Origin of the sequence: Streptomyces minutiscleroticus (assembly GCF_014650875.1) — a bacterium.
GTDB lineage: Bacteria > Actinomycetota > Actinomycetes > Streptomycetales > Streptomycetaceae > Streptomyces > Streptomyces minutiscleroticus.
Map to the genome: position 1 here is coordinate 15,255 of NZ_BMVU01000009.1, position 17,579 is coordinate 32,833.

Consider the following 17,579-nt stretch of genomic DNA (forward strand, 5'->3'; position numbering starts at 1 on the left):
CTCGGCCAACCCCGTCGACATGGGCCCTCCGCGGGACGAAGTAGTCTTGAGCCCATGCCTGAACGCCGTACCGTCGCACTCGTCACCCTTGGCTGCGCCCGTAACGAGGTGGACTCGGAGGAGCTCGCAGGCCGCTTGGAGGCGGACGGCTGGCACCTCGTGGAGAACGCCGAGGACGCGGACGTCGCCGTCGTCAACACGTGCGGCTTCGTCGACGCCGCCAAGAAGGACTCCGTCGACGCGCTGCTGGAAGCGAACGATCTCAAGGGGCACGGCAGAACCCAGGCGGTCGTCGCCGTCGGCTGCATGGCCGAGCGGTACGGCAAGGAGCTGGCGGAGGCGCTGCCCGAGGCCGACGGCGTGCTCGGCTTCGACGACTACGCGGACATCTCCGACCGCCTGCAGACGATCCTGTCCGGCGGCATCCACGCCGCGCACACGCCGCGCGACCGCCGCAAGCTGCTGCCGATCAGCCCCGCCGAGCGGCAGGGCGCGGGCGCGGACGTCGCCCTTCCGGGCCACGCCCCGGCCGACCTGCCCGAGGGGATCGCCCCCGCCTCCGGGCCGCGGGCCCCGCTGCGCCGGCGCCTGGGCGGCTCCCCGGTCGCCTCGGTGAAGCTGGCCTCCGGCTGCGACCGGCGCTGCTCCTTCTGCGCCATCCCGTCCTTCCGCGGCTCCTTCATCTCGCGCCGCCCCAGCGACGTGCTGAACGAGACGCGCTGGCTCGCCGAGCAGGGCGTCAAGGAGATCATGCTGGTCTCCGAGAACAACACCTCGTACGGCAAGGACCTCGGCGACATCCGGCTCCTGGAGTCCCTGCTGCCGGAGCTGGCCGAGGTGGACGGCATCGAGCGGGTGCGGGTCAGCTACCTCCAGCCCGCCGAGATGCGCCCCGGTCTGATCGACGTGCTCACGTCGACGCCTAAGGTCGCGCCCTACTTCGACCTGTCCTTCCAGCACTCCGCGCCGAACGTGCTGCGCGCGATGCGCCGCTTCGGCGACACCGACCGGTTCCTGGAGCTGCTGGACACGATCCGCTCCAAGGCCCCGCAGGCGGGCGTGCGGTCCAACTTCATCGTCGGCTTCCCCGGCGAGAGCGAGGCCGACCTGGCGGAGCTGGAGCGCTTCCTGAACGGCGCGCGCCTGGACGCCATCGGTGTCTTCGGCTACTCCGACGAGGAGGGCACGGAGGCCGCCACGTACGACGGCAAGCTGGACGAGGACGTCGTCGCCGAGCGCCTGGCGCACGTGTCGCGGCTCGCCGAGGAACTGGTCTCGCAGCGCGCCGAGGAGCGCGTCGGGGAGACCGTGCACGTGCTGGTCGAGTCCGTCGACCCCGAGGAGGGCGCGGTCGGCCGCGGCGTCCACCAGGCGCCCGAGACGGACGGCCAGGTCCTGCTCACGAGCGGCGAGGGACTGACGGTCGGCCGTATGGTCGAGGCGAAGGTGGTCGGTACGGAGGGTGTCGACCTGGTGGCCGAGCCCCTGCCGGGCTCGTCCGCGGGGACCGAGGAGGCGGGGAGATGACCGGAGTTCCGGCGTCCGCGGCGCACGGAGCCGGCGCGTCCGGCGTCCCGGGCACGACGGGCGCGCCGGGCGTCGGGGCCGTCGTGCCCGGCACCGGAGGCGTCGCCGCCCGGCTCGTCGGCGGCGACGGCGGACGCGAGGAGGCGAAGCCGATGCGGGGAGGACCCGAGAGAGCGGAGCCGCCGCGCGGTGCCACGGGGAGCGCCGAGTCCGTGCGCGCCGCGGCCGCGGCCGAGGAGGCCGTCCCCGCGCCCGGCGAGGCCGAGGGGACCAGGCCCGCGCGCGGCGGGAAGATCGCGGCCGCCGCCGTGAACCAGGCCAGCCTCTGGAACATCGCCAACATACTGACCATGGTCCGGCTCGTGCTCGTGCCGGGCTTCGTGGCGCTGATGCTCGCCGACGGCGGGTACGACCCGGCCATGCGCGCCTGGGCCTGGGCGGCGTTCGCGGTCGCCATGATCACCGACGTGTTCGACGGCCACCTCGCGCGCACCTACGACCTCGTCACCGACTTCGGGAAGATCGCCGACCCCATCGCCGACAAGGCGATCATGGGGGCGGCGCTGATCTGTCTCTCCTCCCTCGGCGATCTGCCGTGGTGGGTGACCGGGGTGATCCTGGGGCGCGAGCTCGGGATCACCCTGCTGCGTTTCGTCGTCATCCGGTACGGCGTCATCCCCGCCAGCCGCGGCGGGAAGCTGAAGACGCTGACGCAGGGGGTGGCCGTGGGGATGTACATCCTGGCGTTGACGGGGCCGCTGGCGACCCTGAGGTTCTGGGTGATGGCCGTGGCGGTCGCGCTGACCGTGGCGACCGGTCTCGACTATGTGAGACAGGCCATTGTGCTCCGGCGGCGCGGTCTGGCAGCGCGCAGGGCGGCGGCACAGGAGGCGGGCGCATGACCAACGCCGCCGCCGACGTGCTGCGACTACTGACGGTGAGGGGCGAGACCCTGGCCGTCGCCGAGTCGCTGACCGGCGGCCTGGTGGCGGCCGAGCTGGCGGCGGTGCCCGGGGCGTCCAAGGCCTTCCGGGGCTCGGTGACCGCGTACGCCACCGACCTCAAACGGAACGTCCTGGGCGTGGACGGTGCGCTGCTGGAGGCGCGCGGGGCCGTGGACCCGCAGGTCGCGGCCCAGATGGCGACCGGGGTGCGCAAGGTGCTCGGCGCCGACTGGGGGATCTCCACGACCGGCGTCGCGGGCCCCGAACCGCAGGACGGACAGCCCGTCGGCACGGTCTACGTCGCCGTCGCGGGACCCGCGGGAGCCCTCTCCGGCACGACTTCCGGCGAGAAAGTGACGCCATTGAGGTTGAACGGCAGCCGGACGGAAATCCGTAGAGAGAGTGTACGGAGCGTGCTCGCCCTGCTGCTGGAGCAGCTGGCGGGCGGACAGACCGGAAACGAGCGGGCACAGGATACGGAACAAAACGGGGGGACTTGATGTTTACAGCCCTGAGTGAACACGACATCGCTCCCCGCACGGCCGCAGCGCTAGGCGGTACGGTGGGGCGTGAAGGATGCGGCTACGCGGTCCGAGGAGGGAGCCACCGATGATTCTGCTCCGTCGCCTGCTGGGTGACGTGCTGCGTCGGCAGCGCCAGCGCCAGGGCCGTACTCTGCGCGAAGTCTCCTCGTCCGCCCGAGTCTCACTCGGCTATCTCTCCGAGGTGGAGCGGGGGCAGAAGGAGGCTTCCTCCGAACTGCTCTCCGCGATCTGCGACGCGCTGGACGTACGGATGTCCGAGCTCATGCGGGAAGTGAGCGACGAACTCGCACTCGCCGAGCTGGCCCAGTCTGCTGCGGCCACCGAGCCCGTGCCGAACCCGGTTCGGCCCATGCTGAACTCCGTGTCGGTGACCGGTGTGCCACCGGAGCGGGTGACGATCAAGGCGCCCGCCGAGGCGGTGGACGTGGTCGCGGCCTGACGTGCGTCGGCGCCCCTGACGACAGCACGGCACCGAGATACGTGGGAGGACCCCGTCCGGGGCTTCTCCGGGGACACCCGGAGGGGCGCGGACGGGGTCCTCGTGCGTGCGGGGCCGCGTGGTCTTCAGGGTCAGGGCTTCTAATGCGTCGTCCGAGTGGGGGAAATCCGTGATCGTCTGGGTGAACGGCGCGTTCGGCAGTGGCAAGACGACCCTCGTCGAGGAGTTGCGCCGCCGCCGGCCCGAGGCGCTGGTCTTTGACCCGGAGCAGATCGGCTACGTGCTCCGCGAGGTGGTCGACGTCCCCACGGGGAACTTCCAGGACCTGCCGCTGTGGCGGCGGCAGGTGGGCTCCATGGCCGCCGGACTCGTCGAGGAGTACGGGCGGACGGTGTTCACCCCCATGACGCTCGTCCGCCCGGACTACGCGGACGAGATCTTCGGGATGCTCCGGGCGGCCGGGATCACGGTCCATCACTTCTATCTCGACGTCCCCGCAAAGACCCTGACCCGGCGGATCGACGCGCGGGACCTCGTCCCGGGCGATCCGGCGCGCAACGAGGCGGTGAAGGCCTGGTGCAAGGCGCGTGTCGCCGAGTGCGCGGTGGCGGCGAAGGCGCTGCCCGAGGACACGGTGCGGCTGGACGGGGAGCGGCCCGTGGCCGAGCTGGCCACGGAGGTGCTGCGGCGGCTGGAAGCGTAGCCGTCCTTCTCTGGATGCGCGCGCCGGGAGAACGGGTGAGACTGGCGGTAACGGTCGTGCGCCGACGGACCGCGAACCCGTCGCTGTCCGTGTGCCCTCCCGCCGGGGGCGCCGGCACCTGGCGTCGGGCTGGAGGTGGCGGCCATGGCAGGGCGGATAGGGCGGTGGGGGCTGGCCGTGGGATTCGGCGGCCTGTGGTGGTGGGCGGTGCTCCGGCTGGTCCTGGCGCCCGGCGCCGGCGTGGTCGAGGGGACCGTCGCGGCCGGCGGGTGGGGGCTGAGCCTGCTGCCCGTGCACTGCGCGCCGAAGAAGGCGCGGGGGGCTTGGGCGGTGGGAGACGCCGACGCGGCCGGGACGGGTGCGACGGGGGAGGACGAAGGGATCGAGGGGGACGGGCCGTCTCCGGGGGATAGGGAGGACGGGGCGGTCCTGAGCGGGGCGGACGGACCGCCGCCTGCTACGGACGCGGAGGAGGCGTTCCCGAGGGGCGGCGGCGAACTGTTCCCCGGAGGCGGGGACGAGCCTCTTCCCGGGGGCGGGAGCGGGGGCGAACTGTTCTTCAGAGGTGGGGACGAGCCTTCTCCCCGAGGTGGGGACGAGCCGTTTCCCAGGGGCGGGGGCGGGCCTGGGGCGTCGGGTGCGGTCGGCGGCTGAGGGGCCTCGGCGCGCCGTCCCGTCCGGCCCCGCCCGGCAGCGTCCGCGGAGCCCCCGGCGTCCGCAGAGTCCTCAGCGTCCGCTGAGGGTGCGCCGGGACGTCGTCCGGCGGGCGGGGGACGGGCCCGACTGGCAGGTCGGGCACCAGTACGTGGGGCGGTCGCCGGTGCCGTCGCTCTGGTCCGCCTTGCGGACGGACGTACGGCAGCGCAGGCAGGGCCGCGGCGCGCGCCCGTACACGAAGAAGTCGATGTCGCGCAGGCCGGTGGTGTTGCGCCTGGGGCGTTCGCGGTTGGCCCCGAGGAGCTTGTGGGAGAGGACGGGAACCCGCGCGAGGAGCCCGGCGGGCAGCTCTCCCACGGGGAGCCAGGGGGTGACCCTGAGCAGGAAGCACAGCTCGCACTTGAAGACGTTGCCGATCCCGGCGAGGTTGCGCTGGTCCAGCAGGGCCTCGCCGAGGGGGCGGGCGGGGTCGCGCAGCAGGTTCTCCAGGGCCTTGCCGGGGTCCCAGTCCGGGCCGAGGAGATCGGGGCCGAGATGCCCGACCGCCCGCTCCTCGTCGGCGGTGCGGAGCAGCTCCACGACCGGCAGCCGGTAGCCCACCGCCGTGTGCTCGGCGTTGCCGAGGACCGCCCGGATCTGGTAACCGGGACCGCCGCTCCAGCGCTCGCCGGGCGCGTAGATCCGCCAGGCGCCGTCCATGCGCAGATGCGTGTGCAGCGTGAGGCCGCCCTCGACGCGGGCGAGGAGGTGCTTGCCGCGCGGCGTGACGTCGAGGACCGTGCGCCCGGTCAGGTCGGCCGTGGCGAACCTCGGCACCCGCAGGTCCGAGTGCGTCAGCACCCGGCCCGCGAGCGCGGTGTGCAGGTGGCGGGCCGCCTGCCAGACGGTGTCTCCTTCGGGCATGGCTCCAGGGTGGCACGGGGGACGCACGGACGGCTGAGCACTGCTCGGCGCTCGGCGTCCGGTTTCCGATGGCTGAGGGGGGACGGACGGGCAGGGCGGGGTGCGCGGGGCGATCGGGACAGCCTGGGTGTGGCCTTGCCCCCGTCCCCGTCCCTGCCCCCGCTCACGCGCGCAGGCGCAGGCCCCGCGGGGTCGCGTGGAAACCGGCTCCTTCCAGCAGCGTGCCGAACGGTGAGGTCAGGGCCGCCTCGCCGTTGACCTTCTCCACCGTGACCGTGCCGAGCGAACCCGCCCGGGCGGCCTCGGCCAGGGCCTCGGCGGCGGCGCGCAGGCGCGGGTCGTCCGCGGCGGTGCCGTCCGCGGACGAGGGCCAGACCAGCAGCGTCTTGCCGCCGCGCTCCATGTAGAGCGCCGGCTCGCCCTCGACGAGGACGACGAGGGAGCCCGCCTTGCGCCCCGGCTTGTGGTTCGCCCCCGCGGGCGGCTCGGGCCAGGGCAGGGCCGCGCCGTACGCGTTCGCCGGGTCGGCGGCGGCCAGCACGGTGCCGCGCGGACCGCCGCCGCGCCGGTCGCCGGGACGGTGGCGGGATGCCGGGCCGCCGGGGAAGCCGTAGGACGGCGTCTGCCGGCCGGGGCCGCCCGCGGGGGCGTACGCGTCGTAGGGGGAGGCACCGCCGTACGGAGAGGCGGCACCGGCCGGGGAGGCGGCACCGGCCGGGGCCGCCACGGTGTCCCAGGAGGCACGGCTGCCGGACGCGCCCTCCGGGACCGGGCCCGCCGGGGTGTCCCAGGTCCCGCCGTCGCCGGGTGGGGCGCCGACGGTGTCCCAGGAGGTGCCGGCGTCGGTGAACGCGTCCGGGGAACCGTGGGACCGGCCGTCGGGCCACCCCGGTGCGCCCGGTGCGACGGGTGCTGCGGGCACGGGGGGAAGGGCCTCGCCCGGTGCCCCGGCGAAGGCCGGCTCGGGCAGGGACTCACCGCGCTCACGGGCGTTCGCCACCGCGCGCAGCCGGTCCACGGCGCCGTCCATCGCGAACTGCGCGGCGCCGAGCCCCTCCACCACGTAGCCGCGGCGGGCCTGGCCGCTCTCCTCGAAGGCGGACAGGACGCGGTAGACCGCGGAGAAGCCGCCCTCCACCCCTTCCGCGGCGACCGCGCCCCGGGTCACCACGCCGTGCCGGTCCAGCAGGGTGCGGGCCAGCGCGTGCGCGCGCACGGTGGCGTCCGGTTCGGGACCGGGCAGCAGCGACCAGCGGCCGGCGACGGTCGGCGGACCCGAGCGCGAGGCGGAGCGCGCGGCCGCGGCGAGGCCGCCGTACCGCCCGCGCGGCACGGTGCGCTTCGCCCGGTGGGCGGTGGACCCGGCGGTGCGTCCCGAACCGAGGAGGGCCCGCATCGGGCCCAGGGTGTCGTTGGTGAGCCGGCCGGACCAGGCCAGGTCCCAGATCGCGTCGGCGAGCTGCGGGTCGGTGGCCTCGGGATGCGTCGTGGCGCGGACCTGGTCGGCGATCTGGCGGAAGAACAGGCCGTAGCCCCCTGCGAGCGCGGCCAGGACCGACTCGTGGAGCGCCGTCGGCTCCAGGGGGTGCGGCGCGTGCAGCAGGAGGGGCGCCGCGTCCGCGAGGTACAGCGAGACCCAGCCGTCCTTGCCGGGCAGGGCGCCGGCACCGGCCCAGACGACCTCGCCGGAGGCGGTCAGCTCGTCCAGCATCGCCGGCGTGTAGTTCGACACCCGGGACGGCAGGACGAGTCTTTCGAGGGCGGACGCGGGCACGGAGGCGCCCTGCAACTGCTCCACGGCGCGCACGAGTCCGTCGACGCCGCGCAGCCGGTGCCCGCCGCCCACGTGCTGCCACTGCGGCAGGAACTGGGCGAACGCGGCGGGCGGCACCGGCTCCATCTCGTGCCGCAGCGCCGCGAGCGAGCGGCGCCGCAGCCGCCGCAGCACCGCCGCGTCGCACCACTCCTGGCCGACGCCCGCCGGATGGAACTCGCCCTGGACGACCCGGCCGGCCGCCCCGAGCCGCTGCAGCGCGCCCTCCGTGACCGCCGTGCCGAGGCCGAAGCGGGCGGCCGCCGCGGCCGACGTGAACGGGCCGTGCGTGCGGGCGTAGCGCGCGAGGAGGTCGCCCAGCGGGTCCTTGACCGGTTCCGTGAACGCCTCGGGGACGCCGACGGGCAGGGCGGTGCCGAGAGCGTCGCGCAGCCGGCCCGCGTCCTCGATCGCCGCCCAGTGCTCGGTCCCGGCGACGCGCACGCGGATGGCGCGGCGGGCGGCGGCGAGCTCGGCGGCCCACCCCGCGTCCGCTCCGCGCTCGGCCAGTTCGGCGTCGGTGAGCGGGCCCAGCACCCGCAGCGCGTCGGCCACGCCCTCGACGTCCTTGATCCGCCGGTCCTCGGCGAGCCACTGCAGCTCGCGCTCCAGCTCCGTGAGCACGTCGGCGTCGAGCAGCTCGCGCAGCTCGGCCTGGCCGAGCAGCTCGGCCAGGAGCCGGGAGTCCAGCGACAGCGCGGCCGCGCGCCGCTCGGCGAGCGGGGAGTCGCCCTCGTACAGGAACTGCGCCACGTAGCCGAACAGCAGCGACCGGGCGAAGGGCGAGGGCTCGGGGGTGGTGACCTCGACGAGCCGCACCTTGCGGGACTCGATGTCGCCCATCAGCTCGGTCAGGCCCGGGACGTCGAAGACGTCCTGGAGGCACTCGCGGACGGCCTCCAGGACGATCGGGAACGAGCCGAACTCGCTCGCCACCTCCAGCAGTTGCGCGGCGCGCTGGCGCTGCTGCCACAGCGGGGTCCGCTTGCCCGGATTGCGCTTGGGCAGCAGCAGCGCGCGGGCGGCGCACTCGCGGAACCGGGACGCGAACAGGGCCGAGCCGCCGACCTGGTCGGTGACGATCCGGTCCACCTCGCCCTTGTCGAACGCGACGTCGGCCGCGCCCACGGGGGCCTGGTCCGCGTCGTACTCCCGGCCCGTGCGGACGGGCTCCTGGTCGAGCAGGTCCAGGCCCATCAGGTCGGCGTCGGGCAGGCGCAGCACGATGCCGTCGTCGGCGTGCATGACCTGGGCGTCCATGCCGTACCGCTCGGAGAGGCGGGCACCGAGCGCCAGCGCCCACGGTGCGTGCACCTGGGCGCCGAAGGGGGAGTGCACGACGACCCGCCAGTCGCCCAGCTCGTCGCGAAAGCGCTCCACCACGACGGTCCGGTCGTCCGGGACGTGGCCGCAGGCCTCCCGCTGCTCGGCGAGGTAGGACAGGACGTTGTCGGCGGCCCAGACGTCGAGTCCGGCGTCCCCCAGCCGCCGCCGGGCCTTCTCCTCGGGCAGGGAGCCGATCTCACGCAGGAACGCGCCCAGGGCGCGGCCCAGTTCGAGCGGGCGGCCCAGCTGGTCGCCCTTCCAGAACGGCAGCCGTCCCGGCACGCCCGGCGCGGGCGAGACCAGGACGCGGTCGCGGGTGATGTCCTCGATCCGCCAGGAGCTGGTGCCGAGGGTGAAGACGTCGCCCACGCGCGACTCGTAGACCATCTCCTCGTCGAGCTCGCCGACCCGGCCGCCGCCCTTCTTGGGGTCGGCGCCCGCGAGGAAGACCCCGAAGAGGCCGCGGTCGGGGATGGTGCCCCCGGAGGTGACGGCGAGGCGCTGCGCCCCGGGACGGCCGGTGACCGTGCCGGCCACGCGGTCCCACACCACGCGCGGGCGCAGCTCCGCGAAGGCGTCGGAGGGGTAGCGGCCCGCCAGCATGTCGAGCACGGCCGTGAACGCCGACTCCGGGAGCGAGGCGAACGGGGCGGCCCGGCGGACCGTGGCGAGCAGGTCGTCGACCTGCCAGGTGTCGAGCGCCACCATGGCCACGAGCTGCTGGGCGAGGACGTCCAGCGGGTTGGCGGGCACCCTGAGGGACTCGATGCCGCCGCTGCGCATGCGCTCGGTGACCACCGCCGCCTGCACCAGGTCGCCCCGGTACTTGGGGAAGACGACGCCCGTGGAGACCGCGCCGACCTGGTGGCCCGCGCGGCCGACGCGCTGGAGGCCGGAGGCCACCGACGGCGGCGACTCGACCTGCACGACGAGGTCCACCGCGCCCATGTCGATGCCCAGCTCCAGGCTGGAGGTGGCGACCACGGCGGGCAGCCGGCCCGCCTTCAGGTCCTCCTCGACCTGGGCCCGCTGCTCCTTGGAGACCGAGCCGTGGTGGGCGCGCGCGATGACGGGAGGGGCGCCCTGGGCCGCGCCCGAGCCGCCCATCAGCTCCGCCGGGGCGTGGTGTTCCTCCAGGGACTCGCCGGTCGCCCGCTCGTACGCGATCTCGTTGAGCCGGTTGCACAGGCGCTCCGCGAGGCGCCGGGAGTTGGCGAAGACGATCGTCGAGCGGTGCGCCTGCACGAGGTCGGCGATGCGCTCCTCGACGTGCGGCCAGATCGACGGGCGCTCGGCGCCCCCGTCCGCGTCGGCCGCCGGGGAGCCGCCCAGCTCGCCGAGGTCCTCGACCGGCACGACCACGGAGAGGTCGAACTCCTTGGCCGACGGGGGCTGGACGATCTCCACCTTCCGCCGGGGCGAGAGGAACCGCGCCACCTCGTCCACCGGGCGGACCGTCGCGGACAGGCCGATGCGGCGGGCGGGTGCGGGCAGCAGCTCGTCCAGGCGCTCCAGGGACAGCGCGAGGTGGGCGCCGCGCTTGGTGCCCGCGACCGCGTGCACCTCGTCCAGGATGACCGTCTCCACGCCCGTCAGCGCGTCGCGCGTGGCCGACGTCAGCATCAGGAACAGCGACTCCGGCGTGGTGATCAGGATGTCCGGCGGGCGCGTGGCCAGGGCGCGGCGCTCGGCCGCGGGGGTGTCCCCGGAGCGGATGCCGACCCGCACCTCGGGCTCGGGCAGGCCCAGGCGCACGGCTTCCTGCCGGATGCCGGTCAGCGGGCTGCGCAGGTTCCGCTCCACGTCGACCGCGAGGGCCTTGAGCGGGGACACGTACAGCACGCGGCAGCGCTTCTTCGGGTCGGCCGGGGGCGGGGACGAGGCGAGCTGGTCGAGCGCGGCGAGGAACGCGGCCAGGGTCTTGCCGGAGCCGGTGGGCGCGACCACCAGGACGTCCGAGCCCTCGCCGATGGCCCGCCACGCGCCGGTCTGGGCCTCGGTGGGCGCGGAGAAGGCACCCGTGAACCAGCCGCGGGTCGCGGGCGAGAAGGCATCGAGCGCAGACCTGACCATGCACCCATCCTGCACCCGCGCACTGACAATAGGCCTGATCTGCACAAATGTGTTCGCTCCGATATGTCCCGGCCAGGGCGGCCCGAGAGCGGCGGGGCGGATCCGGCGAGCCGGCGGCGGGCCCCGGCCAGGCGGACGCCGTAAAGGCCGCCCCGGCGGACGCCGTGCGGGCCGGTCCGTGCCCGGCGCCCGATGCCGTACGGGCCGGTCCGGCGGACGCCGCGCCGGCCGGTCCTGTGCTCGGAGCCGAAGGCCGTGCGGGCCGGTCCTGCGCCTGGCGCAGAATGGGGGCATGGCGGGTTCCGGGGAGCGGGCGCGGCACTGGCAGTACGCGGAACTGCCCGGTGTCGACCTGCTGCGCGCCCGCTACATCCGCAAGACCTTCGTGCGCCACACCCACGAGCACTTCGTCATCGCGGCGATCACCGACGGGGTCGAGGTCTTCCACTGCGACGGCGCGGACCGGTACGCGGGACCGGGCTCGCTGGCCCTGGTCAACCCCGACACCACGCACACCGGCCGGGCGGGCGTTCCCGAGGGCTGGCGCTACGGCGCGGTCTACCCCCCGCCCGAGCTGGTCGCCGAGATCGCCGCGGAGACCACCACGGTCCGCGGCACGCCCGGCTTCACCGCCCCGGTGCTCGACGACCCGTACGCGGCCGGACTCGTCCACGAGGTGCTGCGGGCCGCGGACGAGGGCAACGCCCTCGCCGCCGACACCCTGCTCAGGGTCGCCGTGACCCGGCTGCTGCGGCTGAACGGCGGACCGCTGCCGCAACGGGTGGTCCGTACCGCGGGCGCCAGGACCGCGGCACGCGCGCGGGCCGTGCTGGAGGAGCGCATGGCCGATCCGCCGCCCCTGGAGCGGCTCGCCGCCGACCTCGGCACCAGCCCCTTCGCACTGCTGCGCGCCTTCCGGGACGCCTACGGCATGCCGCCGCACGCCTGGCTCACCGACGCCCGGGTGCGCCGGGCGCGCCGCCTCCTGGACGCCGGCGCCTCGCCCGCCGAGGCCGCCCTGAGCGTGGGCTTCACCGACCAGCCGCACCTCAACCGGCACTTCACCCGGATCGTGGGCGTGCCGCCGGGGGCGTACCAGCGCGAGCGCAAGAACGTACAAGACCCGTACGCGCCCCCTGCCCTACCGTCCCGGGTGTGGCAGAACAGACAGCTCTCGCAGACATAAGCCAGGAAGACGCAGGAAAACCCGACTCCGCCGTCCTCAGGGACGCGCTCGGGGTCGGGGTGGCCGTCGGACTGTCCGGGTTCGCCTTCGGGGTGACGTCGGCCGGCAGCGGGCTCTCCCTGCTGCAGACCTGCGCGCTCAGCCTGCTGGTGTTCACCGGGGCCTCGCAGTTCGCCCTGGTCGGCGCGCTCGCGGCCGGAGGAAACCCGTTCACCGCGGCCGCGGGGGCGTTCTTCCTGGGCGTGCGCAACGCGTTCTACGGGCTGCGGCTGTCGCAGTTGCTGGCCCTCCCGCGCGCAGTGCGGCCGTTCGCCGCCCAGTGGGTCATCGACGAGACGACGGCCGTCGCGCTCGCCCAGTCCACCCGGCGCGGCGCCCGCATCGGCTTCACCGTCACCGGCCTCACCCTCTACCTGCTGTGGAACCTCACCACGCTGCTCGGCGCGCTGGGCGCCGACGCCCTCGGCGACACCGACGCCTGGGGCCTGGACGCCGCCGGTCCCGCCGTCTTCCTGGCGCTGCTCGCGCCCATGCTGAAGACCTTCACGGAGCGGGCCGTCGCGGCCCTCGCCGTCGTCCTGGGCCTCGGCCTGCTGCCGGTCCTGCCCGCGGGCGTCCCCGTCCTGGTGGCCGCGCTCGCGGCGCCGGCCGTCCTCTGGGCGGAGGGCCGCCGCGCCCGCAGCCGCCGCGGGACGGACGGGAGCGAACCGGCGGGGGACCACGAGGACCACGAGGACGCGGACGCGCACGGTACCGCGCACCGCAACGACCACGACGCACACGAGGAGGACCGTTGACCGTCTGGATCGCCGTCGCGCTCACCGCCGTCGGCTGCTACGCCGTCAAGCTCATCGGCCTCCTGGTGCCCGCCGGCGTGCTGGAGCGGCCGCTCGTCAAACGCCTGGCCGCCCTGCTGCCCGTGGCCCTGCTGGCCGCGCTCACGGCCCAGCAGACCTTCGCCGACAGCCGCGTACTGGTGCTGGACGCGAAGGCCGCGGGGCTCGCGGCGGCCGCGGTCGCCCTGCTGCTGCGCGCGCCCTTCCTGCTCGTCGTGGCCGCCGCCGTCCTCGTGACGGCCGGGGTGCGGGCGATGACGGGCTGACGCGCCACGGGACCGACGCACGACGGATGACGCACGACGGCTGGCACACGACGCACGACGCACGACGCATGCGCGCGTGCGTCGTGCGTCATCCGGGACCGGTCAGTCACCGGGGGCCGGTCGGCCGAGGGGCCGCCCGTACGCCCGCAGGGTCCGCAGCGCCTCGACCGTGACGATCGGACGCACCTCCAGGACGACGCCCGGGGACCACTGTCCCCGGGAGCGATCCTCACGCGCCGGGGAGCGAGGGGGGAACGGCCAGCCGCCGTCTTCCTGCTGCCCGCCTTCCAGGAAGTCCAGCGCGCGGGAGACCTCCTCGTCGGTGAACCACGCGCGCGCGAGCGACCGCGGAGTGCGCGCGTAGTGGTACGGCAGGCGGAGCCCGTCCTGTGCCGTGCCGTACGCCCCGAGGGGGTGTTGCGGCCCCTCCGGCACCCGCGCCACGAGCCGCTGCGCGCGCACCAGGCGGCCGAGCCGGCCTGCGGCCGCCTCCGCGCGCCGGCGGTCGGGCACGGCGTCCAGGAAGGCGACGGCCGCCTCGGCCTCGTCCGGACGGGGCCTCTCCAGGGACTCGACCGCCTGCCAGCAGAAGTCGGTGGCACGGAACAGCCAGGCGTGCCACACCTCGTTGCGGTGGAGAAGGCCCACCGCGGGCTCGGTGGCGAGCAGCCCGCCGGACTGCTCGCCGACGGCGGGCGCGGCCCTCCCCGCGCCGTGCGGCCGGTCGCCCGGACCGGCCGCCGGCAGGGCGCCGTCGGACGTCGAGACGGACGCCAGGTACCGGCACAGGCGCTCCGCCCGCTGCCCGCCGCACAGGCCGATCGAGTCGAGGACGCGCAGCGCGTGCCCGGCGTGGGGCGGTCTGCTGGCCGGGCCGCGCAGACCGGGGTCGAGCCCGTGCCCGTACCCGCCGCCCTCGTTGCGGTAGGCGGCGAGCGCGGTGTCGACGGTCTCGGCGCCGCCACCGAGGAAGTGGTGCGCGAAGCGGCGCTGCTCCAGCACGCGGGCGGTGAGCCGGACGAACCGCTCGGCACGGCTCAGCGCGGAGCCGGCCCGGGGCTGCGGGGGGAGCGGGGAGCCTCCTGTTTCGGCCATGCGTCAGACCGTAGGGCGGGAGACGCCCCGGCAGGCGGCCCGGCGGATCTCCACCCTCGGGAGCGGGATACTGGAGGCATGCGGTTGACGGTCTTCTGGCAGCGGATGGCGGATCACTTCGGTCCGGGGTACGCCGACACCTTCGCGCGCGACCACGTGATGTCGGGACTCGGCGGACGTACGGTCCTCCAGGCGCTCGACGCGGGCTGGGACGCGAAGGACGTCTGGCGCGTGGTGTGCACGACCATGGACGTCCCCCAGGAGAAACGCTGACGACGGCCCGGAACAGGGGTGTGGTGACCGGACACCCTTGAAGTGGGCCAGACTTGGACCGTGGCATCGACAGACGAGACCGCGCAGGTCGGGCAGCACGCGTCCCCCTTCGGCAGCGCACCGCCGCCGCAGCCGCCCCCGGCCGGTGACGCGGCGCGCGGCGCGCGCATGCCGCGCTGGCTGCCGCGGGCCATGGTGCTCGCGCTCACCCTCATCGCCTGCTTCCAGCTGGGCAGTTGGGCCTTCCACCAGCTGACCGGGCTGCTGATCAACATTCTGATCGCGTTCTTCCTGGCGCTCGCCGTCGAGCCCGCGGTGAGCTGGATGGCCGCCCACGGGGTGCGCCGCGGCGTGGCCACCGCCCTGGTCTTCCTCGCCGTGGTGATCGCGAGCACGGGATTCGTCGTCCTGATGAGCTCGATGCTCGCGGGACAGATCGTCAACATGGTCGAGGAGTTCCCGGAGTACCTCGACTCGGTGATCAACTGGATCAACGCGACGTTCCGCACGGAGCTCAGCCGCGTCGACATCCAGGACAGCCTGATCCACTCCGACTGGCTGCAGAAGTACGTGCAGAACAGCGCGAGCGGTGTGCTGGACGTGTCCGCGCAGGTGCTCGGCGGCCTCTTCCGGCTGCTCACGATCCTGCTGTTCTCGTTCTACTTCGCCGCCGACGGGCCCCGGCTGCGGCGCGCGCTGTGCTCGGTGCTGCCGCCCGCCCGCCAGGCGGAGGTGCTGCGCGCGTGGGAGATCGCCGTCGACAAGACCGGCGGCTACCTGTACTCGCGCGGTCTGATGGCGCTGATCTCGGGCATCGCCCACTACGTCCTGCTGCAGGCACTCGAGGTGCCCTACGCGCCCGTGCTGGCCGTGTGGGTGGGACTGGTCTCCCAGTTCATCCCCACCATCGGCACGTACCTCGCCGGCGCCCTGCCGATGCTGATCGGCTTCACGGTCGACCCCTGGTACGCGCTGTGGGTGCTGATCTTCGTCGTGATCTACCAGCAGTTCGAGAACTACATGCTGCAGCCCAAGCTGACCGCCAAGAGCGTGGACATCCATCCGGCGGTCGCCTTCGGGTCGGTCATCGCGGGCACCGCCCTGCTCGGCGCGGTCGGCGCGCTGATCGCCATCCCCGCGGTCGCCACCCTGCAGGCGTTCCTGGGGGCGTACGTGAAGCGGTACGACGTCACGGACGACCCCCGGGTGCACGGACGCCGGCAGCGCGGTTCGGGCGCGGCGCTCAAGCGCGTCCGGCAGGCCCTGAACGGGCCGCGGGGCAGGGTGACGCAGCCGGACGAGGAGGCGCAGGGCCCCGCCGCCCGGTAGGGCTCGCCGGGGCGAAGGGGACCCGCCGGGCCGACGGCCTGCCGGGCGGACCGCACCCGGCCGGTTCGGCCGCGGCTCGGCCGCCATCTGCCGACCGCCATCCGGCCGTCACCTGTCGATCACCGCGGACCGCGGCTCGGCCGCCACCGGTAGATCACGCCGACCACGGCTCGGCCGGCTCCCGCCGGCCGCTGCCGCCCGGCTCGATCACCTCCCGCCGACCGCTGCCGGACGGCTCCCGCCGACACCGCTCGCGGTGGCTCCCGGTCCGTCACGGCTCTCCATGGTCAAGGCCGGGCCGGGGGCCGGCGAACCCCCGCCGGAGACCGCGTGGCGCGCTTGACACAAAAATCGAACATCTATTCTTATAAAGGCTCCGGCGGGACGTTGCCCGAGTGATTCATGGGATTTTGTCCTGTTTCAGAGAGGGCGATGTCCGAGTTATCCACAGGCCGGACGGGCGTCGGGGCGCATTGTCAGTGGCAGGCGTTAGCGTCTTTGACGTGAAGCGATCGACTCAAGCAAACCGGGTGGAACCCATGGCAGGAACCGACCGCGAGAAGGCGCTCGACGCCGCGCTCGCACAGATTGAACGGCAGTTCGGCAAGGGCGCGGTGATGCGCCTGGGCGAGCGGCCGAACGAGCCCATCGAGGTCATCCCCACCGGATCGACCGCGCTGGACGTCGCCCTCGGCGTCGGCGGTCTGCCGCGCGGCCGCGTGGTGGAGGTGTACGGCCCGGAGTCCTCCGGTAAGACGACCCTGACCCTGCACGCCGTGGCCAACGCGCAGAAGGCCGGCGGCCAGGTGGCCTTCGTGGACGCCGAGCACGCCCTCGACCCCGAGTACGCGAAGAAGCTGGGCGTCGACATCGACAACCTGATCCTCTCCCAGCCGGACAACGGCGAGCAGGCGCTGGAGATCACGGACATGCTGGTCCGCTCCGGTGCGCTCGACCTGATCGTCATCGACTCCGTGGCCGCCCTGGTGCCGCGCGCGGAGATCGAGGGCGAGATGGGCGACTCGCACGTGGGTCTCCAGGCCCGCCTGATGAGCCAGGCGCTCCGGAAGATCACCAGCGCGCTCAACCAGTCGAAGACCACCGCGATCTTCATCAACCAGCTGCGCGAGAAGATCGGTGTGATGTTCGGCTCCCCGGAGACCACGACCGGTGGCCGGGCGCTGAAGTTCTACGCCTCGGTGCGTATCGACATCCGCCGCATCGAGACCCTCAAGGACGGCACGGAGGCGGTCGGCAACCGCACCCGCTGCAAGGTCGTGAAGAACAAGGTCGCGCCGCCCTTCAAGCAGGCCGAGTTCGACATCCTCTACGGCCAGGGCATCAGCCGCGAGGGCGGTCTGATCGACATGGGCGTGGAGCACGGCTTCGTCCGCAAGGCCGGCGCCTGGTACACGTACGAGGGCGACCAGCTCGGCCAGGGCAAGGAGAACGCCCGCAACTTCCTGAAGGACAACCCCGACCTCGCCAACGAGATCGAGAAGAAGATCAAGGAGAAGCTGGGCGTCGGCGTGAAGCCGGAGGAGCCGGCCGGCGAGCCGGGCGAGGACGCGGCGGTGCCCGCTGCCCCGGCCGAGCCCGCGAAGGCGGTGCCCGCTCCGGCCGCGAAGGCGGCCAAGGCCAAGGCCACGGCGGCCAAGAGCTAG

14 protein-coding genes are annotated in these 17,579 nt (G+C 74.2%); 11 read left to right on the forward strand and 3 right to left on the reverse strand.

The features are described 5' to 3' along the window. Positions 1-54: 54 nt before the first annotated feature. The 5 genes from rimO (at position 55) to IE271_RS12585 (ending at position 4,158) form a co-directional block, all read left to right on the forward strand. Positions 55-1,527 carry a 30S ribosomal protein S12 methylthiotransferase RimO gene (rimO, locus tag IE271_RS12565; protein ID WP_190190342.1) on the forward strand — a complete coding sequence of 491 codons (1,473 nt, stop codon included), beginning with the start codon at positions 55-57 and terminating at the stop codon, positions 1,525-1,527. Then, positions 1,524-2,429: a CDP-diacylglycerol--glycerol-3-phosphate 3-phosphatidyltransferase gene (pgsA, locus tag IE271_RS12570; protein WP_190190343.1), complete on the forward strand. Its 906-nt coding sequence runs from the start codon at positions 1,524-1,526 to the stop codon at positions 2,427-2,429. Before rimO ends, pgsA begins: the two co-directional genes overlap by 4 nt. Beyond that, the gene (locus IE271_RS12575) at positions 2,426-2,971 is read left to right on the forward strand and encodes a CinA family protein (RefSeq protein ID WP_190190344.1); all 546 of its coding nucleotides are present in this window, start codon (positions 2,426-2,428) and stop codon (positions 2,969-2,971) included. Before pgsA ends, IE271_RS12575 begins: the two co-directional genes overlap by 4 nt. A gap of 109 nt (positions 2,972-3,080) precedes the next feature. Then, the gene (locus IE271_RS12580) at positions 3,081-3,455 is read left to right on the forward strand and encodes a helix-turn-helix domain-containing protein (RefSeq protein WP_190190345.1); all 375 of its coding nucleotides are present in this window, start codon (positions 3,081-3,083) and stop codon (positions 3,453-3,455) included. 169 nt (positions 3,456-3,624) lie between these two features. After that, a complete protein-coding gene (locus tag IE271_RS12585; protein ID WP_190190346.1) occupies positions 3,625-4,158 on the forward strand; it encodes an AAA family ATPase in 534 nt (177 codons plus the stop codon). Positions 4,159-4,884: 726 nt separating this feature from the next. On the opposite strand, the gene IE271_RS12590 is transcribed toward IE271_RS12585, so the two are convergent. After that, positions 4,885-5,718 carry a DNA-formamidopyrimidine glycosylase family protein gene (locus IE271_RS12590; RefSeq protein WP_190190347.1) on the reverse strand — a complete coding sequence of 278 codons (834 nt, stop codon included), beginning with the start codon at positions 5,716-5,718 and terminating at the stop codon, positions 4,885-4,887. A gap of 163 nt (positions 5,719-5,881) precedes the next feature. Then, on the reverse strand, positions 5,882-10,930 hold the full coding sequence (locus IE271_RS12595; RefSeq protein WP_190190348.1) for an ATP-dependent helicase: 5,049 nt from the start codon (positions 10,928-10,930) through the stop codon (positions 5,882-5,884). Between the two features lie 292 nt (positions 10,931-11,222). On the opposite strand from IE271_RS12595, the gene IE271_RS12600 reads away from it, so the two are divergent. The 3 genes from IE271_RS12600 to IE271_RS12610 are packed head-to-tail and all read left to right on the forward strand — an operon-like array spanning position 11,223 to position 13,218. Continuing rightward, positions 11,223-12,116 carry an AraC family transcriptional regulator gene (locus IE271_RS12600; RefSeq protein ID WP_190190349.1) on the forward strand — a complete coding sequence of 298 codons (894 nt, stop codon included), beginning with the start codon at positions 11,223-11,225 and terminating at the stop codon, positions 12,114-12,116. Further along, positions 12,086-12,913, forward strand: coding sequence for an AzlC family ABC transporter permease (locus IE271_RS12605; RefSeq protein WP_229919294.1), 828 nt, complete (start codon positions 12,086-12,088; stop codon positions 12,911-12,913). The genes IE271_RS12600 and IE271_RS12605 overlap by 31 nt, the downstream gene beginning before the upstream one ends. Next, positions 12,910-13,218 (forward strand): AzlD domain-containing protein, encoded by a 309-nt coding sequence (locus IE271_RS12610; protein ID WP_190190350.1) that lies wholly within the window; start codon positions 12,910-12,912, stop codon positions 13,216-13,218. The genes IE271_RS12605 and IE271_RS12610 overlap by 4 nt, the downstream gene beginning before the upstream one ends. 102 nt (positions 13,219-13,320) lie before the next feature. Here the strand turns inward: IE271_RS12610 and IE271_RS12615 are convergent, their stop codons facing one another. Next, on the reverse strand, positions 13,321-14,313 hold the full coding sequence (locus IE271_RS12615) for a hypothetical protein (protein WP_190190351.1): 993 nt from the start codon (positions 14,311-14,313) through the stop codon (positions 13,321-13,323). Between the two features lie 78 nt (positions 14,314-14,391). Between IE271_RS12615 and IE271_RS12620 the strand changes: the two genes are divergently transcribed. From IE271_RS12620 to recA, 3 genes are all read left to right on the forward strand, one after another. Continuing rightward, positions 14,392-14,586, forward strand: a complete 195-nt coding sequence (locus IE271_RS12620) for a DUF3046 domain-containing protein (protein ID WP_190190352.1) — start codon at positions 14,392-14,394, stop codon at positions 14,584-14,586. A 60-nt stretch (positions 14,587-14,646) separates the two neighbouring features. Beyond that, positions 14,647-15,915, forward strand: a complete 1,269-nt coding sequence (locus tag IE271_RS12625; RefSeq protein ID WP_190190353.1) for an AI-2E family transporter — start codon at positions 14,647-14,649, stop codon at positions 15,913-15,915. A 539-nt stretch (positions 15,916-16,454) separates the two neighbouring features. Further along, positions 16,455-17,579 (forward strand): recombinase RecA, encoded by a 1,125-nt coding sequence (gene recA, locus IE271_RS12630; protein ID WP_190190354.1) that lies wholly within the window; start codon positions 16,455-16,457, stop codon positions 17,577-17,579.